General features: G+C 70.0%; 26 protein-coding genes. 22 read left to right on the top strand and 4 right to left on the bottom strand.

The genetic code is table 11. From position 1 onward, the window contains the following. The first annotated feature begins 168 nt into the window (after positions 1-168). From LXN57_RS37565 to LXN57_RS37595, 7 genes are all read left to right on the top strand, one after another. Positions 169-1392: a hypothetical protein gene (locus tag LXN57_RS37565; protein ID WP_251802982.1), complete on the top strand. Its 1224-nt coding sequence runs from the start codon at positions 169-171 to the stop codon at positions 1390-1392. 1 nt (position 1393) lies between these two features. Beyond that, positions 1394-1966 carry a hypothetical protein gene (locus LXN57_RS37570; protein ID WP_251802983.1) on the top strand — a complete coding sequence of 191 codons (573 nt, stop codon included), beginning with the start codon at positions 1394-1396 and terminating at the stop codon, positions 1964-1966. A 62-nt stretch (positions 1967-2028) separates the two neighbouring features. Then, entirely contained in the window at positions 2029-2991 is a 963-nt protein-coding gene (locus tag LXN57_RS37575) for a glycosyltransferase family 2 protein (protein WP_251802984.1), read from the top strand. A gap of 19 nt (positions 2992-3010) precedes the next feature. Then, a complete protein-coding gene (locus LXN57_RS37580; RefSeq protein ID WP_251802985.1) occupies positions 3011-3346 on the top strand; it encodes a GtrA family protein in 336 nt (111 codons plus the stop codon). Positions 3347-3360: 14 nt separating this feature from the next. Then, positions 3361-4239, top strand: a complete 879-nt coding sequence (locus LXN57_RS37585) for a helix-turn-helix domain-containing protein (RefSeq protein ID WP_251802986.1) — start codon at positions 3361-3363, stop codon at positions 4237-4239. A gap of 55 nt (positions 4240-4294) precedes the next feature. Next, positions 4295-6127, top strand: coding sequence for a maleylacetate reductase and hydroxyquinol 1,2-dioxygenase domain-containing protein (locus LXN57_RS37590; protein ID WP_251802987.1), 1833 nt, complete (start codon positions 4295-4297; stop codon positions 6125-6127). Next, the gene (locus LXN57_RS37595; RefSeq protein WP_251802988.1) at positions 6120-7847 is read left to right on the top strand and encodes an FAD-dependent monooxygenase; all 1728 of its coding nucleotides are present in this window, start codon (positions 6120-6122) and stop codon (positions 7845-7847) included. The genes LXN57_RS37590 and LXN57_RS37595 overlap by 8 nt, the downstream gene beginning before the upstream one ends. Positions 7848-7851: 4 nt before the next feature. Here LXN57_RS37595 and LXN57_RS37600 read toward each other — a convergent pair whose 3' ends face one another. Beyond that, positions 7852-9099 carry a nucleotide sugar dehydrogenase gene (locus LXN57_RS37600; RefSeq protein ID WP_251802989.1) on the bottom strand — a complete coding sequence of 416 codons (1248 nt, stop codon included), beginning with the start codon at positions 9097-9099 and terminating at the stop codon, positions 7852-7854. Beyond that, positions 9096-10811: a stealth family protein gene (locus LXN57_RS37605; protein WP_251802990.1), complete on the bottom strand. Its 1716-nt coding sequence runs from the start codon at positions 10809-10811 to the stop codon at positions 9096-9098. Before LXN57_RS37605 ends, LXN57_RS37600 begins: the two co-directional genes overlap by 4 nt. 208 nt (positions 10812-11019) lie before the next feature. On the opposite strand from LXN57_RS37605, the gene LXN57_RS37610 reads away from it, so the two are divergent. The 6 genes from LXN57_RS37610 to LXN57_RS37635 all read left to right on the top strand — a co-directional run bounded on the left by LXN57_RS37610 (position 11020) and on the right by LXN57_RS37635 (position 15737). After that, a complete protein-coding gene (locus LXN57_RS37610; RefSeq protein WP_221378581.1) occupies positions 11020-11250 on the top strand; it encodes a hypothetical protein in 231 nt (76 codons plus the stop codon). Between the two features lie 65 nt (positions 11251-11315). After that, positions 11316-12881 (top strand): signal recognition particle protein, encoded by a 1566-nt coding sequence (ffh, locus tag LXN57_RS37615; protein WP_251802991.1) that lies wholly within the window; start codon positions 11316-11318, stop codon positions 12879-12881. Positions 12882-12944: 63 nt separating this feature from the next. After that, positions 12945-13541 (top strand): Uma2 family endonuclease, encoded by a 597-nt coding sequence (locus tag LXN57_RS37620; RefSeq protein WP_251802992.1) that lies wholly within the window; start codon positions 12945-12947, stop codon positions 13539-13541. Next, on the top strand, positions 13538-13798 hold the full coding sequence (locus LXN57_RS37625) for a hypothetical protein (RefSeq protein ID WP_251802993.1): 261 nt from the start codon (positions 13538-13540) through the stop codon (positions 13796-13798). Before LXN57_RS37620 ends, LXN57_RS37625 begins: the two co-directional genes overlap by 4 nt. A gap of 195 nt (positions 13799-13993) precedes the next feature. Continuing rightward, a complete protein-coding gene (locus LXN57_RS37630) occupies positions 13994-14632 on the top strand; it encodes a Uma2 family endonuclease (protein WP_251802994.1) in 639 nt (212 codons plus the stop codon). A gap of 25 nt (positions 14633-14657) precedes the next feature. Then, positions 14658-15737: an amidohydrolase family protein gene (locus LXN57_RS37635; RefSeq protein WP_251802995.1), complete on the top strand. Its 1080-nt coding sequence runs from the start codon at positions 14658-14660 to the stop codon at positions 15735-15737. A 47-nt stretch (positions 15738-15784) separates the two neighbouring features. Here the strand turns inward: LXN57_RS37635 and LXN57_RS37640 are convergent, their stop codons facing one another. Both LXN57_RS37640 and LXN57_RS37645 read right to left on the bottom strand, forming a co-directional pair. Next, positions 15785-17182: a PQQ-binding-like beta-propeller repeat protein gene (locus tag LXN57_RS37640; RefSeq protein ID WP_251802996.1), complete on the bottom strand. Its 1398-nt coding sequence runs from the start codon at positions 17180-17182 to the stop codon at positions 15785-15787. Beyond that, positions 17172-17687 (bottom strand): SigE family RNA polymerase sigma factor, encoded by a 516-nt coding sequence (locus LXN57_RS37645; RefSeq protein WP_251802997.1) that lies wholly within the window; start codon positions 17685-17687, stop codon positions 17172-17174. The genes LXN57_RS37640 and LXN57_RS37645 overlap by 11 nt, the downstream gene beginning before the upstream one ends. A 78-nt stretch (positions 17688-17765) precedes the next feature. Here LXN57_RS37645 and proS point away from each other — a divergent pair, with 78 nt between their 5' ends. The 9 genes from proS (at position 17766) to lepB (LXN57_RS37690) (ending at position 24435) form a co-directional block, all read left to right on the top strand. Further along, positions 17766-19172, top strand: a complete 1407-nt coding sequence (gene proS, locus LXN57_RS37650) for a proline--tRNA ligase (RefSeq protein WP_251802998.1) — start codon at positions 17766-17768, stop codon at positions 19170-19172. Then, the gene (locus LXN57_RS37655; protein ID WP_251802999.1) at positions 19172-19828 is read left to right on the top strand and encodes a ribonuclease FAU-1 family protein; all 657 of its coding nucleotides are present in this window, start codon (positions 19172-19174) and stop codon (positions 19826-19828) included. The genes proS and LXN57_RS37655 overlap by 1 nt, the downstream gene beginning before the upstream one ends. Positions 19829-20123: 295 nt before the next feature. Next, entirely contained in the window at positions 20124-20654 is a 531-nt protein-coding gene (rpsP, locus tag LXN57_RS37660) for a 30S ribosomal protein S16 (protein ID WP_251803000.1), read from the top strand. Beyond that, positions 20632-20889, top strand: coding sequence for an RNA-binding protein (locus LXN57_RS37665; protein WP_014447131.1), 258 nt, complete (start codon positions 20632-20634; stop codon positions 20887-20889). Before rpsP ends, LXN57_RS37665 begins: the two co-directional genes overlap by 23 nt. 40 nt (positions 20890-20929) lie before the next feature. Next, a complete protein-coding gene (gene rimM / locus LXN57_RS37670) occupies positions 20930-21493 on the top strand; it encodes a ribosome maturation factor RimM (protein WP_251803001.1) in 564 nt (187 codons plus the stop codon). Then, positions 21494-22252, top strand: coding sequence for a tRNA (guanosine(37)-N1)-methyltransferase TrmD (gene trmD / locus LXN57_RS37675; RefSeq protein WP_251803002.1), 759 nt, complete (start codon positions 21494-21496; stop codon positions 22250-22252). Positions 22253-22376: 124 nt separating this feature from the next. Then, positions 22377-22733 carry a 50S ribosomal protein L19 gene (gene rplS / locus LXN57_RS37680; protein WP_221378591.1) on the top strand — a complete coding sequence of 119 codons (357 nt, stop codon included), beginning with the start codon at positions 22377-22379 and terminating at the stop codon, positions 22731-22733. Between the two features lie 167 nt (positions 22734-22900). Next, the gene (gene lepB / locus LXN57_RS37685) at positions 22901-23788 is read left to right on the top strand and encodes a signal peptidase I (protein WP_251803003.1); all 888 of its coding nucleotides are present in this window, start codon (positions 22901-22903) and stop codon (positions 23786-23788) included. Continuing rightward, positions 23785-24435 carry a signal peptidase I gene (lepB, locus tag LXN57_RS37690; RefSeq protein ID WP_251803004.1) on the top strand — a complete coding sequence of 217 codons (651 nt, stop codon included), beginning with the start codon at positions 23785-23787 and terminating at the stop codon, positions 24433-24435. Before lepB (LXN57_RS37685) ends, lepB (LXN57_RS37690) begins: the two co-directional genes overlap by 4 nt. Positions 24436-24449: the final 14 nt, after the last annotated feature.

A 24449-nucleotide genomic window follows, 5' to 3' on the forward strand; every position in this document is an offset into this window, starting at 1 on the left:
GGCTCTCACCGTTTCTGTTCGGCGCCGGCGCCGAAGAGTTGGTAGCCACGCCGATGCCCTTCGGGTGCCAGTCGGTTGGCCACGCCCATGCCGTTTCGGTTACGCCGCCGTGACGGTCCGTGTTGGTGATCGTTAGGCCCTCCAGAGAGCGCAGAAGGGGGATCCGCCGTGCCGACGACCGTTCACGACGTGGCGATCCTGGCCGACTTCCGCTTCGCCGGGCCTGACGTGGCGGCCGAGGTGCGGGCCCAGGCCGACGCGGCGCTGAGCACCGTGCTGGTGCACGTGCCCCTGCCGGGCGACGACCGGCCGCTGCCGTTCGGGTCGCCGGTGCGCGACCTCATCCGCGACGGCCTGGCCGACCTGGCCCGCGACGATCAGCCGGTGGAGGCGCGCCTGCTGGTGATCCGGGGGCGCCGGCCGATCGTGGAGGACCTTCCCGACGTACGGGCCCAGCGCACCGTCGCCGTCGACGATCCCGGGCCGAGGGCCGGTCGGTCGCACCTGCGCTGGCTGGCCGGTTACGGGATCCGGCCGCGGATCAGCGCACCCGCCCGGCCACGGGGCGCCGGGCCGGTGGCGACCGTCCCGACCCGGCGCATGCTGCTGGTCGGCGAGGACGAGGACGCGCTCATCCGGCTGACCGCGATCGCGCGGCGGCTGCCGCCCGCGGTGGCCCCGGTGATCGTGACCCAGTCGTCCGGCGCCGTGGACGGGTTCCTCACCGAGCACATCCCGTCCCGCGCGGTCCGTCGCGACCGTCTGGCCCATCTGATCGACCTGCACCGGCCCGAGGTTGTGGTGGTCGACGGCTGGTGGCGCGACCGGCCCGTGGTTCCGGGCGTCATCTGGGTCAAGGTGGGGCGCGAGGGGACGGAGGGGTTCGACCACGTGCTGGTGCCGGGCGAGCTGGCCGACGGGGCCGAACCGATAACACTGCTGGACGCGGGTGATCTGCTGGACACCGCGGCCGCCCGCGCGGAGCTGGGGCTGGACGACCGCCCGGCGGCACTGGTGCGGCTGGACGCGTTGGTGGGGCCGGTCGCCGAGCGCGGCTTCCAGGTTGTCCGGCGCGACCGGGCCGGCCGTCACCTGCGGGCGTTCGACCTGGTGGTCGGTCCGGCCGACTACCACGGCTTCCACGAACAGCTGCGCTTCGGCATCCCCAGCGTCTTCGTGCCCGACCCGCGGGACCCCGGAGCCGCCCGGGCCCGGTACGCGGAGGCGGCCGGGGTGGGGTTGTCCGTGGGTGAGCTCGACGCGGCGATGCGGCCCGAGGTGCGGGACGCCCTGCGCCGGCGCTGCGAGGAGTTGACGTTCGCCAACGGCGCGACCGGGGCGGCGACCTGGCTGAGCGGGCTGGCCGCCCGCCGGGAACGGATCGGAGGCTGAGGTGCACGAGACCGCGGTGCAAGTGCCGTCGGCGCGGGAGCCGATCGACGCGATGCAGAGGGCGCGCTGGGAGTTGCGCGCCATGGCCGGGCGGCTGAGGACGATGGAGGCCACGCTCGTCGACGAACGCCGCCGCAGCGAGAAGCTGCGGCGCGAGCGGGACCGGCTGCGGGACGGCCGGTCGCTGCTGCAGCGGTGGTTCCCGGCCTGGTCCCGTACGAAATCGCCCGCTCCCGCCGTGGAAGGCGCGCCCGCCTGCCTCTATGTGGTGATCGGGCTCGAGTTCGAGCCGCTGCGCGAGTTCGTGCAGACGCTGCGGCAGCGCGTGCGGATCGAGCCCGGCCACCGTCCGGTGGTGCTGACCGACTGTTCGTCCTTCGCCCTGCTGCGCGACTTCGGTGTGCTGCTGGAATACCTGCCCGACCGGGAGACCTGGGAGCGGCACCGTCCCGACCGGTCGTGGGAGGACGTGCTCTCGGAGCGGTTGTCCCGGCTCTACCGCGACCACGGAACAGTCCGCACCGTCTTTGTGAACCGGGCTCATCCGCCGACGTTGTCGGAGCTGCTGCGCTAGAGCCGGGTCTGTAACTTTTGTCCGGTCGCGGTCGTTGGGCGAGCGTGACGGTATCGAGCCCGATGATCTCCGTAGTGGCGCCCATCTTCAACGAGGGCGCCGGCGTGGACCGCTTCGTGGACCGGCTCGCCGAGGTGCTGACCGCCGCCGGGCTGACCTACGAGCTCGTGCTGGTCGACGACGGCTCGACCGACGACTCGTGGGACCGGGTGGCCGCGCGGGCGCTGCTCGACGAGCACGTGCGCGGTCTCAAGCTGTCGCGCAACTTCGGCAAGGAGTCGGCTGTGCTGGCCGGGCTCGAGCACGCCGGGGGCGACGCCGTGGTGGTCATCGACTCCGACCTGCAGCACCCGCCGGACGCCATTCCCGAGATGGTGCGGCGCTGGCGGGAGGGCGCCCACGTGGTCGAGGCGGTCAAACGCAACCGCACCGGTCAGGGCCTGGTCGGCCGGCTCGGCGGGCGCGCGTTCAACAAGGCGTTCACCGGACTGACCCGGGTCGACCTGATCGACGCGACCGACTTCCGGCTGCTCGGCCGCCCGGCCCTCGAGGCCCTGCTGCGCCTGCCCGAGCACTCCTCGTTCTTCCGCGGCACCAGCAGCTGGATCGGCTTCCGGCGCAGCACCATCGAGGTCGACATCGACCAGCGCGCGGGCGGCCGCTCCCGCTGGACGTTCGGCTCGCTGTTCCGGCTCGCGGTCAACGGGCTCACCTCGTTCACCTCGGCGCCGCTGCACCTGGTCACCATGGTCGGGCTGGCGTTCGCCGCGTTCGCCGTCCTGCTGGGCGCGCAGACGCTGATCCGCTGGCTCGGCGGCGGATCGGTGGCCGGCTTCCCCACGGTGATCCTGCTGCTGCTGGTGATGGGCACGTTCCTGCTGCTCGGGCTCGGGGTGATCGGTGAGTACCTGGCGCGCATCCACGAGGAGGTCCGCGGCCGCCCGCGGTACCTCGTGCAGGAGCGGTCGGATCAGATCGCGTCGCTCCCGGAGCAGTGGGTGCGGGCCGAGCGTGCCGAGCGGTGAAAGACTTCTGCGGTACGCCGTGAGTGGCGCCGCCAGTGCCGTGACCCACGTCGGCGTCGGCCTCCTGCTGGCTCAGGGGCTCGCCGTGCGGCCGATCGTGGCGTCGTCGACCGGTTTCGTGGCCAGCGTCCTGGTCTCGTACGGCTTGCAACGCGCCTGGGTCTTCCGGTCCCCGACCGGCCACCTGACCGCGGGCGGACGCTTCCTGGCCGTCACCGCCGTCGCCTTCACCCTCAACGCCGCGATCCTCGGACTGGTGGCCGGGCCGTACCTGATCGTCCAGGGGATCGCGCTGGTGGCCGTCCCGGTCGTCAACTTCGCGCTCAACTCGCGCTGGACCTTCCGCGTCACCTGAGGTGTCATGGTCGGGTGACAGAGCTCACGGTCCAGGACACCAACGGCATCCTCCGGCAGCCCTGGGTCCGGCCCGACCGCACCAGCCGTGGCCTCGGCTGGGAGCAGCTCTATGTCTCGACCCAGAGCGAGCAGCCGTACCAGGCCAGCTTCGGCGGCGCTCCCAGCCACCTGGTGATCCTGCACCTCAACGGCCCGGTCACGGTGCGCCGCGGCCACCTCGGCCTGACCAGCACACGCACGGTCCCGCCGGGCGGGCTCTTCGTTCACCCGGCCGGCAAGGACCTCACCGTCGAGCTCGCCGGCGACCTCGACACGGTGCACGCCTACCTCAGCGATGAGCTGCTGCGGGCGGCGCACGACGGTGAGCCGGTGGAACTGGCCGAGGAGCTGGGCAGTGTCGACCCGCTCGTGGAACAGCTGCTGCTCAACCTCGACGAGGCGGTGCGCCGCTGGGAACCGTCGGCTCGCACCTATGTGGACCTCCTCGGGCAGGCGCTCGCCGCGCAACTCGTCCGGCGGCACAGTGTGCGGGCCCGGGTCGCGTCCCCGCGCCCCGGTGGGGTGCGGGCCGGGCTCACCGATCGGCAGTTCCACGCCGTACGGGAAATGGTCGAGGAACACCTGGCCGAGGCGCTGCCGCTGCGGGAGCTGGCCGGGGCGGCCGGGTTGAGCGTGAGCCAGTTCGCGCGGCAGTTCAAGGCGCGCACCGGGCTGTCGCCGCACCAGTTCCTGATCCAGCGCCGGGTCGACGCCGCGAGCCTGCTGCTGCGCTGCACCCGCCTGCCGATCGCCGAGGTCGCGCAGCGCTGCGGCTTCTCGCACCAGGAACACCTGACCCGGGTGCTGCGGGCCCACCTCGGCATCACGCCCGGGGCCCTTCGCCGCGCCTGAATTGTGCAGCCCGGATGTGCAGGATCTACCACGCCCGCGAGCCGAGACTGAGCGCGTGGAAACCTTCGTCTACACCGGGCACGCCGCGCGGGTGATCTTCGGCGCGGGCACGCTGAGCCGGCTGCGCGACGAGGTGGAACGACTCGGCGCGACCCGGGTGCTGCTGGTGGGCGGACGGTCCGAACGGGCCGCCGCGCTGCTGGGACCCCTGGTGGCAGCCCGTTTCGAAGGCGTTGCCATGCACACCCCGGTCGAGGTCACCGAGCGCGCTCTGGAGCTGGTTTCCGCTGCCGGCGTGGATTGCCTCGTGTCGGTCGGCGGCGGGTCGGCCACCGGGCTGGGCAAGGCGCTGACCGGGCGGACCGGCCTGCCCCTGATCGCGGTCCCCACCACGTACGCCGGCTCGGAGATGACCCCGATCGTGGGCGAGACGGCGGACGGGAAGAAGACCACCCGCAGCGACCCGGTCCTGGTGCCGAAGACCGTGATCTACGACGTCGAGCTCACCCTCGGGCTGCCGGTCGGGCTCTCGGTGACCAGCGGGCTCAACGCGATGGCGCACGCGGTCGAGGCGCTCTACTCGCCGGACGCCAACCCGGCGACGGACAACTTCGCGCTCGAGTCGATCACCCGGCTGGCCCGCGCGCTGCCCCTGCTGGCTCAGCGGCCGGACGATCCGGACGCGCGCACCGACGCTCTCCTCGGCGCTTGGCTGGCCGGGATCTGCTTGGGCACGGTACGGATGGGGTTGCATCACAAGCTCTGCCATCTGCTGGGCGGGTCGTACGGTCTGCCGCACTCGGAGACGCACGCGGTGCTGCTGCCGCACGTGATGGCGTCCTCCCCGCCGGCGGTGATGCGGCGGATAGCGGCCGCACTGGGCGCGCCCGACGCCCCCACCGCGGTCTTCGACCTGGCCACCCGGCTCGGCGCCCCCGGCTCGCTGGTCGAACTGGGGCTGGGCGAGGCCGACCTGGCCACGATCGCCGGCGACGATGCGGGCGTCCTCGCCCTTCTCGAGGAGGCCTGGCGGGGCGACCGCCCGGCGGCCCTCGACGACCGGCCCGATCTGACCGCGCTGACCGAGCAGGTGGTGGCCAGCTTCGCCGGGGCCTCGAACCCGCGGATCGCCGAGCTGCTGGGCGACCTCGTGCGGCGGCTGCACGGCTTCGTCCTCGACAACGACCTGACCGAGGCCGAGTGGCTGGGCGCGATCGACTTCCTCACTCGCACCGGGCAGCTGTGCTCGCCCACCCGGCAGGAGTTCGTGCTGCTCAGCGACACCCTGGGCATCTCCAGCGCGGTCGACCTGCTGACCAACTCGCGGTCGCCCGACACGACGCCGTCGGCCGTGCTCGGCCCGTTCTACGTCGAGGGGCCGCCGGCCGTGCCCTCGGGCGCGAACCTGGCCGAGGGTCTGCCGGGCGTCCCGCTGCGGGCCGACGTGCGGATCACCGACCTCGACGGCCGGCCGATCCCGGACGCGGTCGTCGACGTCTGGCAGTCCAATCAGGACGGCTTCTACGATGTGCAGCTGCCCGAGCTCGAGGGCCCGGTGCTGCGGGCCCGGCTGCGCTCGGGGGCCGACGGGACGCTGTGGTTCCGGTCGATCCTGCCGTCGGAGTATCCGATCCCGGACGACGGGCCGGTCGGTCAGATGCTGCGGGCCACCGGGCGGCATCCGTACCGGGCGCCGCATCTGCACTTCATGATCAGCGCGCCCGGTTACCGGAAGTTGATCACTCAACTCTTCGTAGCCGGCGGGCGCTACCTCGACTCCGACGCGGTCTTCGGGGTCAAGGACGAGCTGATCGTCGAGTTCCCACCGGGCCCCGACGGCAGCCGCACCGTCGAGTTCACCTTCAGACTGGGAGCCGGGAATGGCTGATGTCGAGACCGATGTGCTCATCGTCGGCAGCGGGCCCGCGGGTGGCGCCGCGGCCCTGCTGCTGAGCACCTACGGCGTACGGAACATGGTCGTCACCAAGTACGGCCGCCTCTCCGACACGCCCCGCGCGCACATCACCAACCAGCGCACGATGGAGGTGCTGCGCGACGCGGGCATCGAGGACCAGGTGGTCGCCCTGGCCACGCCCCAGCACCTGATGGGCGACACGACGTTCTGCTCCAGCCTCGCCGGCGAGGAGCTGGGCCGGCTGCACACCTGGTACACCCACCCGTCGCGGCTGGCCGACCACGCGCTGGCCTCGCCGTCGAGCATCTGCGACATGCCGCAGCACCTGATGGAACCGGTGCTGGCGTCGGCCGCGATCGCCCGCGGCACGGCTTTTCGGTACGAGACCGAGTATCTGTCGCTCACCCAGGACTCCTCATCCGTTCGCGTCAGGGTCCGCGACCGGCTGCGCGGCGACGAGTACACCATCCGCGCGAAGTATCTGATCGGCGCCGACGGCGGCCGCAGCAAGGTGGCCGAGGACATCGGGCTGCCGATGGTCGGCCAGATGGGGGTGGCCGGCAGCATCAACATCGTGTTCGAGGCCGACCTGACGCAGTACACGGCGTACCGGCCGAGCACGCTGTACTGGGTGCTGCAGACCGGATCCGACGTCGGCGGCATCGGCATGGGCCTGGTGCGGTGCGTGCGCCCGTGGCACGAGTGGCTGATCGTGTGGGGCTACGACATTAACGGCGAGCCGCCGGACCTCACCGAGGAGTACGCGCGGCGCATCGCCCACCACCTGATCGGCGACGACACGGTGCCCGTCACGATCAAGTCGTCCTCGGCGTGGACGGTGAACCACCTGTACGCCGAGAACTACCAGAGCGGCCGGGTGTTCTGCATGGGCGACGCCGTGCACCGGCACCCGCCGTCGAACGGGCTCGGCTCCAACACGTCGATCCAGGACGCGTACAACCTGGCCTGGAAACTCAAGATGGTGCTGGACGGGACCGCCGGCCCGGCGCTGCTCGACTCGTACACCGCCGAACGCGCGCCGATCGGCAAGCAGATCGTCGACCGCGCGAACCGCAGCATCGGCGATACCACCCGCATCTTCGAGGCGCTCGGCCTGCTCTCAGCCGACGACCCCGAGCAGTTGCAGGCGAACATGGACGCCCGCAAGCTGCCCACGCCCGCCGCCGAGAAGCAGCGCGACGCCCTGCGCGAGGCCATCGAGTTCAAGAACTACGAGTTCAACACCCACGGCGTCGAACTCAACCAGCGCTACGCCTCGGCCGCCGTCATCACCGACGGCACTTCCGTCCCGGCCAACCCGCGCGACGACGAGCTCTACCACCACGCCACCACCTGGCCCGGCGCCAAGCTGCCGCACGCCTGGGTCGGCCTGGGGCGGCAGCGTCTGTCCACGCTGGACATCGGCGGCCGCGGCCGCTTCACCCTGATCACCGGGCTCGGTGGGGAGGCCTGGATCGAGGCGGCCGCGGGCCTGCCGGTCGTCGCGGTCATCATCGGACCGGGCGCCGACTACGAGGACATGTACGGCGACTGGGCCCGCGTGCGCGAGATGGGCGACTCCGGTTGCGTGCTGGTCCGCCCGGACAACTACGTCTGCTTCCGCAGCCCCGGCCTGCCCGACGACCCCGCCCGCACGCTGACCGACGCGCTCGACCGGGTGCTGGGAAGGTAGCCGCTCAGAGCCGGTGGGCCTGCGGAACCGTTGTGGCGCCTCGCGTGTCGAAGAAGCGCCCGGCCAGCCCGGCCAGCTCGTCGGCGTCGTAAGCGCGGTGGTTCTGCACCAGGATGACCAGGTCGGCCGAGGTCACCGTGCCCCGCAGGTCGCCGGCCCGGGGCACGATCCAGTCGGTCACGAACGGGTCGTGGAAGACGACGTCGGCGCCCAGGGACTGCAGATGACGGGCCAGGGGTTCGGCCGGTGACTCGCGCTGGTCGGCGATGTCGGGCTTGTAGGTGACGCCCAGCAGCAGGATCGTGGCGCCGTGGACGGCCTGGCCGTCGGTGTTCAGCAGGTTCTGGGCGCGGCGGGCCACGTACGAGGGCATCGTCGCGTTGATCTCCTGGGCCAGCTCGACGAAGCGGAACGGGTAGCCGAGCCGGCTGCGCACGTTGTGCGAGAGGTAATTGGGGTCGATCGGGATGCAGTGACCGCCCACGCCGGGGCCCGGATAGAAGGCCTGGAAGCCGAACGGCTTGGTCGACGCCGCGTGGATCACGTCCCACAGGTCGATGCCGAGCTCGTGGCAGAACCGGGCCATCTCGTTGACCAGCGCGATGTTCACGTGCCGATAGGTGTTCTCCAGCAGCTTGGCCGTTTCCGCCTCCCGGGTGCCGCGCGTGCGCACCACCGTGTCGACGAAGCGGCCGTAGAAGGCAGCCGCCCGCTCGGTGCAGTCCGGGGTGTAGCCGCCCACCACCTTGGGAGTGTTGCGCGGGCCGAACTGCTCGTTGCCGGGGTCGATGCGCTCGGGCGAGAACGCCAGGTGGAAGTCGAAGCCCGCCACCAGACCCGACAGTTCCTCGAGCAGCGGGCGCACCACCTCGTCGGTCGTGCCGGGATACGTCGTCGATTCCAGGACCACGAGCATTCCCGTACGCAGATTCCGGCCGATCGCCGCCGTGGCGCCGGTGACCGCCCGCAGGTCGGGGCCGTCGCCCTCGGACAGCGGGGTGGGCACGCAGATGACGGCGTGGGCGGCCGTGGCGATCAGCGATTCGTCGGTGGTCGGGGTGAAGCCTCCGGCCAGCATCCCGGCGACGTCGTGGTCGCTCAGATCGTCCACATGGGAGCGTCCCGCCCGCAGGCCGGCCACCACGTCGGGCCGGACGTCGAACCCGGCGACGGACAGACCCGCGCGCACGGCCTGCTGCGCCAGCGGCAACCCGACGTACCCGAGCCCCAGCACGACCACGTCGAAGCTCATCGCGTCGCCTCCGAGAGCGGGGCCCGGCTGATCTGTCGCGCCACCACCGGCGTACGCGGGGAAACGGTGCCCGCCCGCGGGATCGCCAGCTCCCAGCGGGAGGGAAAGGGCAGGTACGCCGGCAGGAACTCGGCCAGCAGGGCGGCCTGCTCCGCCACCGCCTCGGGGCTGCTGTGCGTGTCGTTGAGGCAGAACGCGTCGAGGTGCCGGTCGTGCAGCAGGCGGGCCAGGCGGAACGGGGTCTGCGGGTCGGCCAGATCGGTGTAGAGGTAACGGATCTGACCGGGCGCGGCTCGCCCGGTCAGGTACGCGTAGTACTGCTGCAGCGACGAGAGCAACGCGATGTCCTCGGGGTGCCGGAACTGGTGCCCGGCCGTTGCCGCCACCCGGTCGGCGAAGCGCAGCTCGATCTCCCCCAGCACGCTGCGCCGCGACGGATGGGGGGTGTGCTTCATCTTCCGGGTCAGCACCCGGCCGAACGCGCGCTGGATGAGGTCACGGTTGTTCTTGCCGGCCGAGTCGGCGGGGGTGTCGCCCGGGGTGCGCGGCGCCGATCCGACCAGCGCCCCCGAGGGGAAGAACCGGGTCAGCCCGCCCGGCGTGAAGAACATCTCGGGCGCCACCGGCCGGCCCAGGAAGACGTCGTCGTTCAGATAGAGGAAGTGCTCGCTGAGGCCCGGGACGCGGTGCAGCCGCGACTCGATCGCCTGCGAGTTGAAGGTGGGCAGCCGTCCCGTGTCGCCGAAGATCTCGCGGTGGCTGACCACGGTCAGGTCGCTGCGCGTGGTGTCCAGCCAGGCCGGCACCTGGTCGTCGGTGACCACGAAGACATGCCGGATCCAGGGCGCGTACGCGTGCAACGAGCGTAACGAGTACCGGAGCTCGTCCCGCGAGACGAAGCGCGAGTCGTTGGCCGTCTGCTCGTTCGAGCCGGCCACCCAGCCGTTCTCGCGCAACGCCCGTGCCTTACGGGCCCGCCAGGCCGGGTCGTCGCCGTCGACCCAGGTGTACACGGCGTCGATCGGGAACGCGACCCGATCCGGGCTGACCATCGTGAACACCTCTCGGGTGCGGTAACGGCGGGCCCCGCCGGGCGCCCCGAACGGCCCGAAGACCGGCTCGGCCACGACGATCTCGGGCTCGTCGGCCGGCACCACGTCGGCCACCGGGTTGCTGCGCGGGCCGGTCAGGTTGCCGCCCTCGGCCTTCCAGAACTCGACCTCGCAGCCGTACTCCGGGCCGAGCGTCAGGCGGCCCTGCGGGTCGGTGACCGGCCAGCTCAGCCGCCATACGCGGGGGGCGACGGCCTCCAGGTGGGCGTCGAGTTCCCGCAGTACGCCCAGGGCGCGGTTGCGGTCGGCCTCGGCCACGGCCACGCCGGTACGGGTGAGGTCGGCCACCGGGATGCGGAACCACCCGATGCCGGCGCTGGTGAGGGCGTCGAGCACGCGGTCGAGGTTCTCCCGGCGTACGCCCGAGGGGTGGGCGTCGAGGCGGCGCCGGGCGGTGAGCCGCCCCGAGGCCGTGCGGACCCGCAGGGCCGGCGCCTCGGTGATCGGCTTGAGCCGGGGCCGCGGGCCGAGCGGGACGATCTGCCGCGCCACCCGCAGGCGGCGGGATTCCGGCACGAGCGGAAGCAGGCGGCGCTGCGCCTGGCCGAGCAGGCGCCGGCGTACGGGCCAGGGCGTCAACTGGAGAATCCGGGGGCTCACGGACCGCCCAACGGCGACCTCTCCGGCGAGTTGCGCGGCATAGACGGCTTAGGTGCGATATGGGCGTTTTGGGGTACTCAATCGTGATCGACCCCTAGGGGGAATCGCTCCGGGTCACGGCCGATGCGCGGGCTTGCCTCGCTGAGTCATGGTGGAGGCCGACGCTGGTTGGCCCGCGTCGACGCTCTTCGACTCGCAGGAGGCCGAGATGGGTAAGGCCGTCGCATTTCTGGTGGCAATGATCGCCGGAGTGATCGCTGTCGGGTGGGTGGTCAGCTCGCTGATCGGCCCGGTGCTGTTCTACCTGATCGTGGGCGCCCTCGCGGTCGGTGGCGGGTACTACCTCTACTCGAAGGCCAAGAAGGGGCTCGCCCCCGGCACCCGCACGCAGCGGCGTATCGAGGCGGCTCAGAAGACGTACCGGATGCGGAACCGGTAAGGCTTCCCGCGGGCGGCTAGGCTTGCCTCATCGCCGCTCTCTTCTGACCAACGGGAAGTCTCACCGTGTTTGACACTTTGAGTGACCGCCTCTCCGGGATTTTCACCAAGCTCCGGGGCAAGGGCAAGCTCACCGACGCCGACATCGACGCCACCGCCCGCGAGATTCGTCTCGCGCTGCTCGAGGCCGATGTCGCGCTGCCCGTGGTCAAGGCCTTCATCTTCAACCTCAAGGAGCGCGCCCGCGGGGCCGAGGTCTCGCAGGCGCTCAACCCGGCCCAGCAGATCATCAAGATCGTCCACGAGGAGCTCGTCACCGTCCTCGGCGGCGAGGGCCGGCGGCTCCAGTTCGCCAAGCAGTCGCCCACGGTGATCATGCTGGCCGGCCTCCAGGGCGCCGGTAAGACGACGCTGGCCGGCAAGCTGTCCCGCTGGCTCAAGGGCCAGGGCCACCAGCCGCTGCTCGTGGCGGCCGACCTGCAGCGCCCCAACGCGGTCAACCAGCTCCAGGTGATCGCCGGCCGGGCCGGCGTCGACATCTACGCGCCCGAGCCCGGCAGCGGCATCGGCGACCCGGTCCAGGTGGCCCGCGACTCGATCGACGTCGCCAAGCGCACCGCCAAGGACATCGTCATCGTCGACACCGCCGGTCGCCTCGGCATCGACGAAGACATGATGCAGCAGGCCCGCGACATCCGCGACGCCGTCGACCCCGACGAGGTCCTGTTCGTCATCGACGCCATGGTCGGCCAGGACGCGGTGCAGACCGCCGAGGCCTTCCGCGACGGCGTCGGCATCACCGGCGTGGTGCTCTCCAAGCTCGACGGCGACGCCCGCGGTGGCGCCGCGCTGTCGGTCCGGCAGGTCACCGGCGAGCCGATCCTCTTCGCGTCGACCGGTGAGAAGCTCGAGGACTTCGACCTCTTCCACCCCGACCGCATGGCCAGCCGCATCCTCGGCATGGGCGATGTGCTCACCCTCATCGAGCAGGCCGAGCAGGCCTTCGACGAGGACCAGAAAGAGAAGATGACCGGCAAGCTCCTCGCCGGTGAGAGCTTCACGCTGGAAGACTTCCTCGACCAGCTGATCGCCGTGCGGCGGATGGGCCCGATCGCCAACATCCTCGGCATGATGCCCGGCATGGGCCAGATGAAGGACCAGCTGGCCGAGCTCGACGACAAGCACTTCGACAAGGTCGCCGCCATCATCCGCTCGATGACCCCCGGCGAGCGCACCAACCCCAAGATCCTCAACGGCTCCCGCCGCGCCCGCATCGCCAACGGCTCGGGCGTCACGGTCATGGACGTCAACCAGCTGCTCAACCGCTTCGCCGACGCGCAGAAGATGATGAAGCAGATGGGCGGCATGATGGGCCTGCCCGGCGGCAACCGGCGCAAGGCCACCAAGAGCCCGAAGAACAAGCGCAAGGGCACCAAGGGCGGCAACAACCGTCCCCGTACGGGCGGTGGCGGCGGTCTGCCGGCCGGCTTCCCGGGCGGCATGCCCCAGTTGCCCCCGGGCCTCGACCCCAACGCGCTGGGTGGCGCGGGTGGAGCGGGCGGCTTCAACCTCCCCAACCTTGACTTCAATAAGCTCATGAAGCAGCAAAAAAAGGACGACGACAAGAAGTAAACACAAGATTGGTGATCTAGGCATGGGTACAGTAGTCTCGTGACATCCCCTGAGGAGGTCCCTATGACTGCGGCCCTACAGCCGCCGAGCCTGCTGGACGAGAAGCAGGACTGGACCGTCGACGACCTGGCGAGCCTTCCCGAGGATCTTCGCTATGAGTTGATCGACGGAAGGTTGATCTTGCCGTCCCCCACCTACTTTCATCAGGAAATCTGTGCGGAGCTGCGCGACATGCTCCGTATCAACTGCCCGCCCGGCTACGGGCCGACCTTTGACGTGTCGCTCGAGGTCGACCGGCGGAACGAGCCACGACCGGACGTCTTGGTGGTACGGAAGGCGCACGGCTTCCGCACGCCTGTCCCCGTGAAGAGCGCGCTGCTCGTCGTCGAGGTCATCTCGCCAACCTCTCATTTCCGCGACATGTTCGCGAAGCTGAAGGTCTACGCCGCCAGCGGTGTCGGCACGTACCTAGTCGTCGACCCCACGTTCGAGGGTGGCGTCATGCTGACCGAGTACCGCCTAGCTGCCGACGGACACTACGACACGATTGTCAGCACAAACAGACTCTTCAAAACCGATGTCCCGTATGCGATCACTATCGACGTTCCGGCATTGACGGAGCTTCGCAATGAATTCCGGCAGGCTCAGGACGACCAGTGACCGAGGGCAGCCGCCTCGCCGTCGAGGACGTCGCGAGTTATCCGCATGAGATGCGTTTCGAGCTGCTGGACGGCCGATTCGTTCGGCGTCCGCATTCGACGATGGTCCACCAGGATCACATCTTGCCTTACGCCCGCGCCGGCATCCCGGCTTACTGGCTCGTGGATTCTCTTGCCGATGAGATCGCCGTGACAGAGTTCGCCTGGGGCCTCAAGGTGAATGCCAGCAGCACCGGCATTCTACCGAGCACGTCCTGATCGACAGCCCGTGGCCGGTCACGCTCGACCCGCCCGCGATGACGCGAGAACGAGACTAGATTTGTGCGGCCGCCCGCGAGGACGGCTGCGCCGGACGAAGAGGTCCGTCGCCCGACGCTGGGTAGGCTGCGATCAGGCCGACGTACTCGCCGGCCTGATCAATATTGGCATAGAGCAACTGGTCGGGTGACTAGGATGATGGAGCGCGATCCCATCGAGGAGGATTCGATGACCGCTGTTCTCTCCCTGGTCGACCCTCATCTGCTCGAGCGGCACGACTTGACCGTCGATGACCTGGCTGACCTTCCCGAGGATCTTCGCTATGAGTTGATCGACGGAAGGCTCGTCTTGACCCCCCACGCGCTTCCTATCCATCAGATCATCGTCAACCGAACAGTTAACGCGGTCGAAGCGCAGTGTCCGGAGTTCGAGTACGTCGTCAACGGTGAACAGGCAGTTCGCATGGGTCTGCGGAGCGAGCTTAAGCCCGACGTCGTCCTCATCCGCGCGGAGGGTGCGAACCGATCGCCGGTACTGCCGGCTGATGTGCCGCTCGTCGTCGAGATCATTTCCAGATCCTCGAAACACTACGACCGCAACAACAAGATGAAGGACTACGCCCTCGCCGGTATCCCTCACTACTGGATCATTGATCCGCTGGATGTCCAGGTGACCTTAACGCAATACCGGTTAGGCGTGGACGGCAATTACCACCATCAGCTTCAGACCGACGAGCTGGTCACCATCCACGAACCGTGGGAGATCACGTTGGACCTGCCTGCGTGGACACGCAAGCGCGACTACCTCGATGAGGTCGGCCGCCCGGACAGGTGAGGTCACCATCGGGTAGGACTGTCCTATGGCTCTGCATGTGCGTGGGACTGTGCTGCCCGACGGTGACGTGAAAGATCTTTGGCTGGTGGGGGATCGGGTCACGTTCGAGCCGGTCAGGGACGCTGAGACGATCAGTGACGGTGGGTTCGTGGTGCCGGGGCTGGTCGACGCGCACTGCCACCTGGGGATCGCGTTCGGGGCCAAGCCGATCACCAGCCTGGAGCAGGCGCGGGAGCTTGCGGTCACTGATCGCGACGCGGGGGTGCTGGCGCTGCGGGATGCGGGGTCGCCCTTCCCGTACCCGGAGCTGGAGGACGAGCCCGGGATGCCGCGGCTGGCCCGGGCCGGGCGGCACGTGGCGCCGCCGAAGCGGTATCTGCGGGACGTCGGCATCGAGGTCGACGGGGTCGCCGACGTACGGGCAGCCGTCACCGAGCAGGCCCGCGCCGGCAACGGGTGGGTGAAGCTCGTCGGCGACTGGATCCACCGCGACAAGGGAGACCTCGCCCCGTCCTGGGATGCGGAGACCATGGCGGCCGCGGTCGACGCGGCGCATGCGGCCGGGGTGCGGGCGGCGGTGCACACGTTCTCCGAGGAGGGCGTCGACATCATGGTGCGGGCCGGCGTCGACTCGGTGGAGCACGGCACCGGGCTGTCGCTCGACCTGATCGACGAGATGGCCCGGCGCGGCACTGCGCTGGTGCCCACGATGATCAACATCCGGACGTTCGCCGGCATCGCCGAGCGGGCCCGGGACAAGTTCGACACGTACGCCGACCACATGATCCGCCTGATGGAAGGCTTCCCGGCCGTCGTGCGGGCCGCGCATGAGGCCGGGGTGCCCATCTACGTCGGCACCGACGCCGGGGGCGGCATCCGGCACGGCCTGGTCGCTGAGGAGATGCTGATCCTCGCGGAAGCCGGCCTGCCCGCCGAGGACATCCTGGCCGCCGCCTCGTGGCGAGCCCGCGAGTGGCTCGGCTTCCCTGGCCTGGTCGAGGGCGGCCTGGCCGACCTGATCGTGTACGAGGCCGACCCGCGCGCGGACCTGCGAGTGGTCCGCGCGCCGAGCCGCATCGTCCTCAAGGGCTGCGTCATCCGCTGACCCCGCTATGCCGGGCCGGGCGTCGCGCCGCGCCGGGCTCGGGTCGGCTATCCGGTGAGGCTGTAGATGCGGAGGTCGGTGGGGGTGGAACAGGCCAGGCGGTCGGCGGTGTGGGCGCACATGTCGGTGCGCTGAGGGACGGTGCCCAGCTCGGTCAGCTTGCGGGTGGCGATGTCGTACACCGAGACGGTGCCGGCGCCGGTGAGGGGCAGGACCATCAGCCGGTCGCGGTCGAGCCAGTCGACGTGGGTGGCGGGGCTGCTGAACAGCTTCTCGCCCTTCGCGTCGAGCAGGACCGTCGTTGTGCCCCCGCCGACCAGCATCGTGCCGTTGGCCGACGAGATCGAGCCCGCCCCGGACGGGCCGACCACCGTCCAGACCTTCTTGCGCTGCTGCACGTCGACCGCCGAGACCGAGGTCAGCGCGTTGTCCTGCTGGTCGACCACACACACCCGGCCGGATCCGCACACGTCCAGTCCGCCGAACGAGTGCCCGACCCCCTCGGTGAGGATCACCGACGACTGGCCGGTCTCGAGGTTGATGGCGACGATGCGGTAGGCCGAGCCGTCGCAGCACGGCGGCCCACCCTCGTAGAGCCACCCGTCGTAGGTCACGAACACGTTGCCCTCCTGCGCGGGGGAGACGGGAGTGATGGTGCGCAGGAGTTCGCCGCCGGCGACGTCGCGTACCTGGACCTTGCCTGACTTGGTGACCACCACGACGCGGTCGTCGGTGTGGCTGCCGCCGGTGAGGTCGTCGCTCGGCGTCCGCACCCCGAGCACCCGGACCGCCGGGTCGGCCTCGGGCTGGAGCGTCCAGAGCTTGCGGCCGGTGCGCCAGTCGTGCGCGTCGATCCGCCCGTTGGCGGACCACCGGCGCACGAGCGCCTTCTCGAACGGCACGACCTCGTCGAGGTCGCTGACCGTGAACACCCAGTCGTTCTTGTTCTCGTGGGCCGGGTCGTACACGTAGACCTCGGAGTCGACGGCGACCATGATTCCCTGCTCGACCGCGGTCACCCCGTAGGTCGTGACCTCGTCGTCGAGGCCCATGCCGGTCGTCTTCCACTCGACCTTGCCGGTGTGCAGGTCGGCCCCGACCACGGTGACCTTGCCGTCGCCGGCCTTCCAGGCGGTGTAGACCTTGCCGTCGGCGACGGTGGGCGTCGGCTCCTGCACCGTTCGGCCGAACTCGATCGGCGATCCCACGACGGGCAGCGGGCCGGCCGAGGGTGCCGGGGTGACCGGGTGGTCGGCCTGGCGGTCGGGGCGGACCAGCACGCCGACGCCTGCCAGCACCAGGCAGACGGCGGCGCCCGCCGCGATCAGCCCGCTGTGCCGGCTGCGCTGCCGGCCCCGCCGGCGCGCCTGCTCGGCGGTGCCGAGCGGGATGACGTCGGCCTGGCGGCCCAGCGAGCCGAAGATGTCGTCGAGGTCAGTGGGCATCGTCGGCTCCGTTCGTGACGAAGGCGGGGTGGTCGCCGCCGAGCGCGGCGGCCAGCCCGGCCCGGCCGCGGGACAGCCACGACTTGACCGTGCCGAGGGACGAACCGGTCTCGTGGGCGATCTCGGCGACCGAGCGGTCGAGCAGGTAATGCAGGGCGAGAGCGCGGCGGTGGGCCATCGGGAGCGTGCGCATGGCGCGGATCAGCAGCACGGCGTCTTCCGAGGGCGGGGGAGCGTGGGGTGGGGGCGGTTCGGCGGCGGCGCGGGCCCGGCGCACGCCCAGCCGCCGCCAGCGGTCGGCCGAGAGCCGGTTGACCACCAGCCGCAGCCAGGCCTCGCGGTCCTCGTAGTCGGCCAGGCGCTTCCAGCGCTGCCAGGCCCGGGCATAGGCCTCCTGCACGAGGTCTTGCGCGTCGCCGGGGTCGCCCGTCAGCCCGTACGCGTAGCGGGCCAGGCGGCGGGACGTATCCCGGTAGAAGTTGTCGAACTCGTCTGTGTCTTTCACCGCGCACCGCCCTTCCACCTAGGACACGCCTTGCCCGCCCGGCAGGTTGCGCAGCCGGCACGACTAGGATGTCGCCTCATGGCTCGTGTGCTCACTCCCCGCGCGGAGGACTTCCCCCGCTGGTACCAGGACCTGATCGCCAAGGCACAGCTGGCCGACAACGGCCCGGTGCGCGGCACCATGGTCATCCGGCCCGTCGGCTGGGCCATCTGGGAGCGCATGCAGGCCGACATGGACGTGCGCATCAAGGAAGAGGGCGTGCAGAACGCCTACTTCCCGCTGTTCATCCCCGAGAGCTACCTGCGCCGCGAGGCCGACCACGTCGAGGGCTTCTCGCCCGAGCTGGCCGTGGTCACCCACGCCGGCGGCAAGCAGCTGGCCGAGCCGCTGGTGGTCCGCCCGACCAGCGAGACCGTGATCGGCGAGTTCATGGCCAAGTGGGTCGACTCGTACCGTGACCTGCCGCTGCTGCTCAACCAGTGGGCCAACGTCGTGCGGTGGGAGCTGCGGCCGCGCACGTTCCTGCGCACCACCGAGTTCCTCTGGCAGGAGGGGCACGACGCGCACGCCACCGAGGCCGACGCGCGCGAGCACGCCCGCAACATCCACAAGAACGTCTATCAGGCGTTCATGGAGGAACTGCTGGCCGTGCCGGTCGTGCCCGGCCGCAAGACCAAGGGCGAGCGTTTCGCCGGCGCCACCAACACCATGACCGTCGAGGCCATGATGGGCGACACCAAGGCGCTGCAGATGGGCACCTCGCACGAGCTGGGCCAGAACTTCGCCAAGGCCTTCGACATCACGTACTCGTCGAAGGACGGCAAGGTCGAGCACGCCTGGACGACCTCGTGGGGCACGTCGACCCGCATGATGGGCGGCCTGATCATGGTGCACGGCGACGACAACGGCCTGCGGCTGCCGCCGCGCCTGGCGCCCATCCAGGTGCAGGTCATGGTGGTCAAGGCGGGCGAAGGCGTCGTCGAGGCGGCGAGCCGGCTGCGCGACGAGCTGAAGGCTTCCGGCGTACGGGTGAAACTCGACGACCGGGCCGACATCCCGTTCGGCCGCCGCGCCGTCGACGCCGAGCTGCAGGGCGTGCCCATCCGCATCGAGGTCGGCCCGCGCGACCTGGCCAACGGCAGCGTCACGATCGCGCGGCGGATCGACGGGTCCAAGACCCCGACCCCGCTCGGCGACGTGCTGGGCGCGGTGACCAGCGCTCTCAAGGCCGACCAGCAGCGCCTGTACGACGAGGCGGTGGCGTTCCGCGAGGCGAACACGGTCGAGGTCAAGACGCTGGGCGAGGCGATCGAGGCCGCGCAGACCGGCTGGGCGCGGGTGCCGTGGTCGGCCGTGGGTGAGGCGGGCGAGAAGGAGGCCAACGGCAAGGCCGTCACGGTCCGCTGCCTGACCCGTCCCGACGGAACCATGCCCGACTCCGACGAGGAACCCGGCCTGGTCGCCATCCTGGCCCGCTCGTACTGATGGGCTTCGAGCCCGGCCGGCTCGTCCTCCACCGCGACACGCACCGGGGCCGCTTCGGCTTCGTGCACGTCGCCCGGGTTGTTTCCGACGACGACCGCGGGCTGCTCCTCTGGATAGCCCGCGGCGCGGCGGCCGCGATCGAGACGACCACAGACGCCCGCGGCCCCCGCGACATGCCGTCGTTCGTGGCGTGGGAGGCCGCGCCCAAGAAGATGACGCTCACCACGTGGCGCGGTCCCGGCGTCCTGCGTTTCTTCCCGGCCGGCGCCGATCACTCGGTCTGGCTGTTCCGCACCGAGACCGGCGAGTTCAAGAACTACTACGTCAACCTCGAGGAGGCCGCCGTCCGCTGGGACGACGGCGCCACGGCCGGCATCGACGTGGTCGACCAGGACCTGGACATCGTCGCCCACCCGGATCTGACCTGGGAGTGGAAGGACGAGGACGAGTTCGCCGAGCGTCTGGCCCGCCCCGACCTCTACTGGGTGCCCGACGAGGCCGCTGTGTGGGCGGAGGGCCGTCGGGTGATCAAGTTGATCGAGGCCGGCGAGTTCCCGTTCGACGGCACCTGGCTCGACTTCCGTCCCGACCCGTCCTGGCCGGTGCCGACCGAACTGCCGCCCGGCTGGGACCGCCCGGTGGTCGCCCGCATTTGATCTTGATCCTGAGAGCGCAACCGCTCACGCACGTGGAGCGAAGCGACCCTCGGCGGGAGCGACGGTCTGTACCCACCACCCCGCCACGACATCCAGATTTTGATCTTGCTTCCTCGAAAATCCGGGCCGATTGGGAGTCACCCCCTCTCGTCTGGCAGAATGGTCCCCTGGTATCCGGCTCGCGTGAGGCGCCCTCTAACCCCTCTGCGACGCCAGTCCATGAAGCTTCGGTCTCTCATGTCCCCACGTAAGAGCCGCCGCCTCACCTCGTAGTCATTCAGGAGCGAAGAGAACCGTGGCCGTTAAGATCCGGCTCCTGCGGATGGGCAAGATCCGCAACCCGCAGTACCGCATCGTCGTCGCCGACTCGCGCACCAAGCGCGACGGCCGCGCCATCGAGTACGTCGGCATCTACCAGCCGAAGGAACACCCCTCGGTCATCCAGGTCAAGTCCGAGCGCGTGCAGTACTGGCTCTCCGTCGGCGCGCAGCCGAGCGAGGCCGTGCAGCGCATCCTCGAGAAGACCGGCGACTGGCAGCAGTTCAAGGGCCTTCCCGCCCCGCCGCCGCTGCTCGTGGCGGAGCCGAAGCAGTCCCGCACCGAGGTGTACGAGGCCGAGGCCAAGTCCGCCGCCGGTGTCGCCGACACCCCGGCGAAGACCCCCAAGAAGGCTCCGGCCAAGACCGCGGAGAAGGCCGCCGCTGCTCCGGAGGCCGCCGAGGCCAAGCCGGACCAGACGAAGGTTGCCGACCGCGCCGAGCCCAACCGCGAGGCCGTCGCCGAGACCGCAGAGGACCCGGCCGGTGCCGGCGCCGACGCGAGCTGACGGGGCGCTCCGGCCGGCGCTGGAGCACCTCGTCAAGGGTATCGTCGACAATCCGGACGACGTCCGGGTGCGACTGGTCGACTCGCGTCGCGGCAAGCGGCTCGAGGTTCGTGTGCACCCGGAGGACCTGGGAACGGTCATCGGGCGCGGCGGACGCACGGCCAAGGCCCTGCGGCAGGTCATCGGGTCGATCGGTGGGCGCGGCATCCGCGTCGACATCGTCGACGCGTACTGACCCGAGCTTTCCGGACGGCTTCGCTGAAAAGGAAGTTCGAGTGCTCCTTGTAGTCGGTCAGATCGGTAAGCCGCACGGCATCCGGGGCGAGGTCTCGGTGGTCGTGCGGACCGACGAACCGGAAGATCGTTTTGTCCCCGGGTCGGTGTTCGTGACGGAGGTCCCCCGGGACCGCCGCGTGAGCACCGGCCCGGCGGCCGTTTCCGGTGTCACGTTCGAGGTCCCGAAGCAGCTCGTGCTCGAGTCGATCCGCTGGCATCAGGGGCGCGGCATCGCGGTCTTCGAGAACATCCACGACCGCAACGTCGCCGAGGAGCTGCGTGGCGTCTTCCTGCAGGTCGACAGCGACGAGCTGACGCCCCCGGACGACCCTGACGAGTTCCACGACCACCAGTTGGTCGGGCTCCGGGTCGAGTCGGCCGACGGCACGGTGCACGGTTCGGTGGAGCGGATCGAGCACGCGCCGTCCTCCGACCTCATCGTGCTGAAGAAGACCGGCGGCGGTACGGCGTTGATCCCCTTCGTGAGCGCCATGGTCCCGACCGTCGACGTGGCCGGCGGCAGGATCGTCGTCGACCTGCCCGAGGGTCTATTGGATCTTTAGATGCGCGTCGACATCATCTCCATCTTCCCGGACTACTTCGGCCCGCTCGACCTGTCGCTGATCGGCAAGGCGCGGCAGACCGGGCTGCTCGACGTGGCCGTGCACGATCTGCGCACCTGGACCTCGGACGTGCATCGCACGGTGGACGACACCCCGTACGGGGGTGGGCCGGGCATGGTGATGCGGCCGGAACCGTGGGGGCAGGCGCTCGACGCGGTCGGGCCGGGCACGCTGGTCGTGCCGTCGCCCGTGGGCAAGCCGTTCACCCAGGCCGACGCCCACGAACTGGCCGCCTCGGAGAAGTTGATCTTCGCCTGCGGGCGGTACGAGGGGATCGACCAACGGGTGATCGACGACGCGGCCACCCGGATGCCGGTGCGAGAGGTTTCGCTCGGCGACTACGTGCTCTTCGGGGGCGAGGTCGCAGTCATCGTGATCATGGAGGCGATCGTCCGGCTGCTGCCCGGGGTGCTGGGGAACGCGGACTCGCTGACCGAGGAGTCGCACGCGGCCGGGCTGCTCGAGGCGCCCGTCTACACCAAGCCGGCGTCGTGGCGCTCGATGGACGTGCCCGAGGTGCTGCGCTCCGGCGATCACGGCCGGATCGCACGCTGGCGGCGGGAGCAGAGCTTGCTGCGTACGGCGTCCCGGCGGCCGGACATGATGGCGGTCTACCCGTACGAGGAGCTGGACAAAAAGGACAGGAACGCCCTCGACGAGGGTGGATTTCTGATCACGCCTCCCTCTGTGGCAAAGTAGGGAGGTTGCCGACCTCATCCCGCGCCGCGGGGTGAGGCCGAGGATCCCCTTCAGCGGTCGGGGATCAGAAGTACCCAGCCGCGCATCGAACTCCCGATGCGCCACGAATAACGAGGATGCAGCGATGAACACGCTGGACGCTCTCGACGCCCAGTCGCAGCGCACCGACCTCCCCGGTTTCCGGGCCGGCGACACCGTCAAGGTGTTCGCCCGGGTCGTCGAAGGTAACCGTTCCCGCGTCCAGATCTTCCAGGGCGTCGTGATCGGCCGCCAGGGCGCCGGCCTCCGCGAGACCTTCAAGGTCCGCAAGATCAGCTTCGGTGTCGGCGTCGAGCGGACCTACCCGCTCAACAGCCCGGCGATCGACAAGATCGAGGTCGTGAGCCGCGGTGACGTCCGCCGGGCCAAGCTTTACTACCTGCGCGAGCTCCGCGGCAAGAAGGCCAAGATCAAGGAGCTTCGGGAGAAGCAGACCGTCTGATCCTCATCGATCCGGGCATGCGCGCATTACTCTTGCCGTGTGCCGGATGGGATCAGTGTGAACCCTTCCAGCACTACCGCCCGTAAGTCCCCGTTAGGGGAGCCACTCGGGCGGTAGTGCTGTATCCGGGGTTGGTTCGGCCGGTCGGCGGCGGGAGATGGCGAAGCGTGGAACCGAACGAGGGCTACGGCCCGGCTTCTCGGCGGCGGCAGGGATTGGTCCGGCGCAAAGAGATGCCTCTCTGGCAGGAGCTGCCGCTGCTGCTGGTGGTGGCGTTCTGTCTGGCCGTGCTGATCCGCACGTTCCTGGTGCAGGCGTTCTACATCCCCAGCGGATCGATGGAGAACACCCTGCTCGTCAAGGACAGGGTGCTGGTCAACAAGGTCATCTACGACATGCGCGACCCGATCCGGGGCGAGATCGTGGTCTTCCGGGGCGACGAGAACTGGACGCCCGAGGTGACCGAGCCGGTCAGCAACTCGTTCGCGGCCAAGCTCGGCCGCACGATCGGTGACCTCGTCGGTGTCAGCCGCCCGGGGGAGCGCGACTTCATCAAACGGGTGATCGGCCTGCCCGGCGACAAGATCGCCTGCTGCGACGGCAAGGGCCGGATCATGGTCAACGGCGTGGGGATCGACGAGTCCTACATCGCCGAGGGATTCAACTCCGACCTGAACCAGCCGCCGAATCCCAACCAGTGCACCAGCCGGCGTTTCACCGAGGTGGTCGTCCCAGCGGGTGAGATGTTCGTCATGGGCGACCATCGGGCGGTCTCGCAGGACGCGCGGTGTCAGGGCCCGGTGCCGATCAGCAACATCATCGGGCGGGCATTCGTGATCGTCTGGCCGAGCAACCGCTTCACCAGCCTCTCTGTGCCGGACGAATGGAAGGTGTACGCGGCCGACCATCCGACCGCGGCGGCGCCGGGCACAGTCCCGGTGCGCGAGCCGGATCCCGCGACCGAGGTCTTCGCCCTTCCCTTTCTGTTAAGTGCTGCGATATCCGCGCGTTCCGGACTGCCGTTCGTGACACGGCGACGTAGGCTCCCCTCGTGATTGACGAGCAGACGGAAAAGAAGCGCAGTTCGTTCTGGCGCGAGCTTCCGATTCTTCTGGGCGTGGCGGTCCTGGTGGCCGTGTTGGTCCGGGCCTTCGTGCTCCAGACGTTCTACATTCCGTCCCCGTCCATGGAGCACACGCTCAACGTGCTCGACCGGGTGCTCGTCAACAAGCTCGTCTACGACTTCCGCGAGCCTCGCCGCGGCGAGATCATCGTCTTCGAGGCGCCGGCCGCGTGGCAGTCGGGCGCCGAGGGCGAAGACTTCATCAAGCGCATCATCGGCGTTCCGGGCGACCGCATCTCGTACGATCCCGGCGCCGCCGACAAGAAGCTGACGATCAACGGCGTCAAGCTCGACGAGCCGTACATCTTCACCGACGAGGCAGGCGCCCAGGACGACCCGGCCGACACCAAGTTCGAGGTCACCGTGCCGCCGAACCGGCTCTGGGTGATGGGCGACCATCGCTCCGCGTCCGGCGACTCGCTCGAGCACTGGCAGGACAGCGACGAGAACGTGCAAGAGGCGACGATCCCCGAGGACTCGATCGTCGGCCGCGCCTTCACCGTGTTCTGGCCGGTGAACCGGGCCACGTGGCTGTCGGTGCCGGACGGCTTCAACGCCATTCCCGACCCGCAGTCGTAAGATCCACTGTTCGC

It is taken from the genome of Paractinoplanes hotanensis (assembly GCF_023717965.1).
In the GTDB taxonomy this organism is placed as follows: domain Bacteria; phylum Actinomycetota; class Actinomycetes; order Mycobacteriales; family Micromonosporaceae; genus Actinoplanes; species Actinoplanes polyasparticus.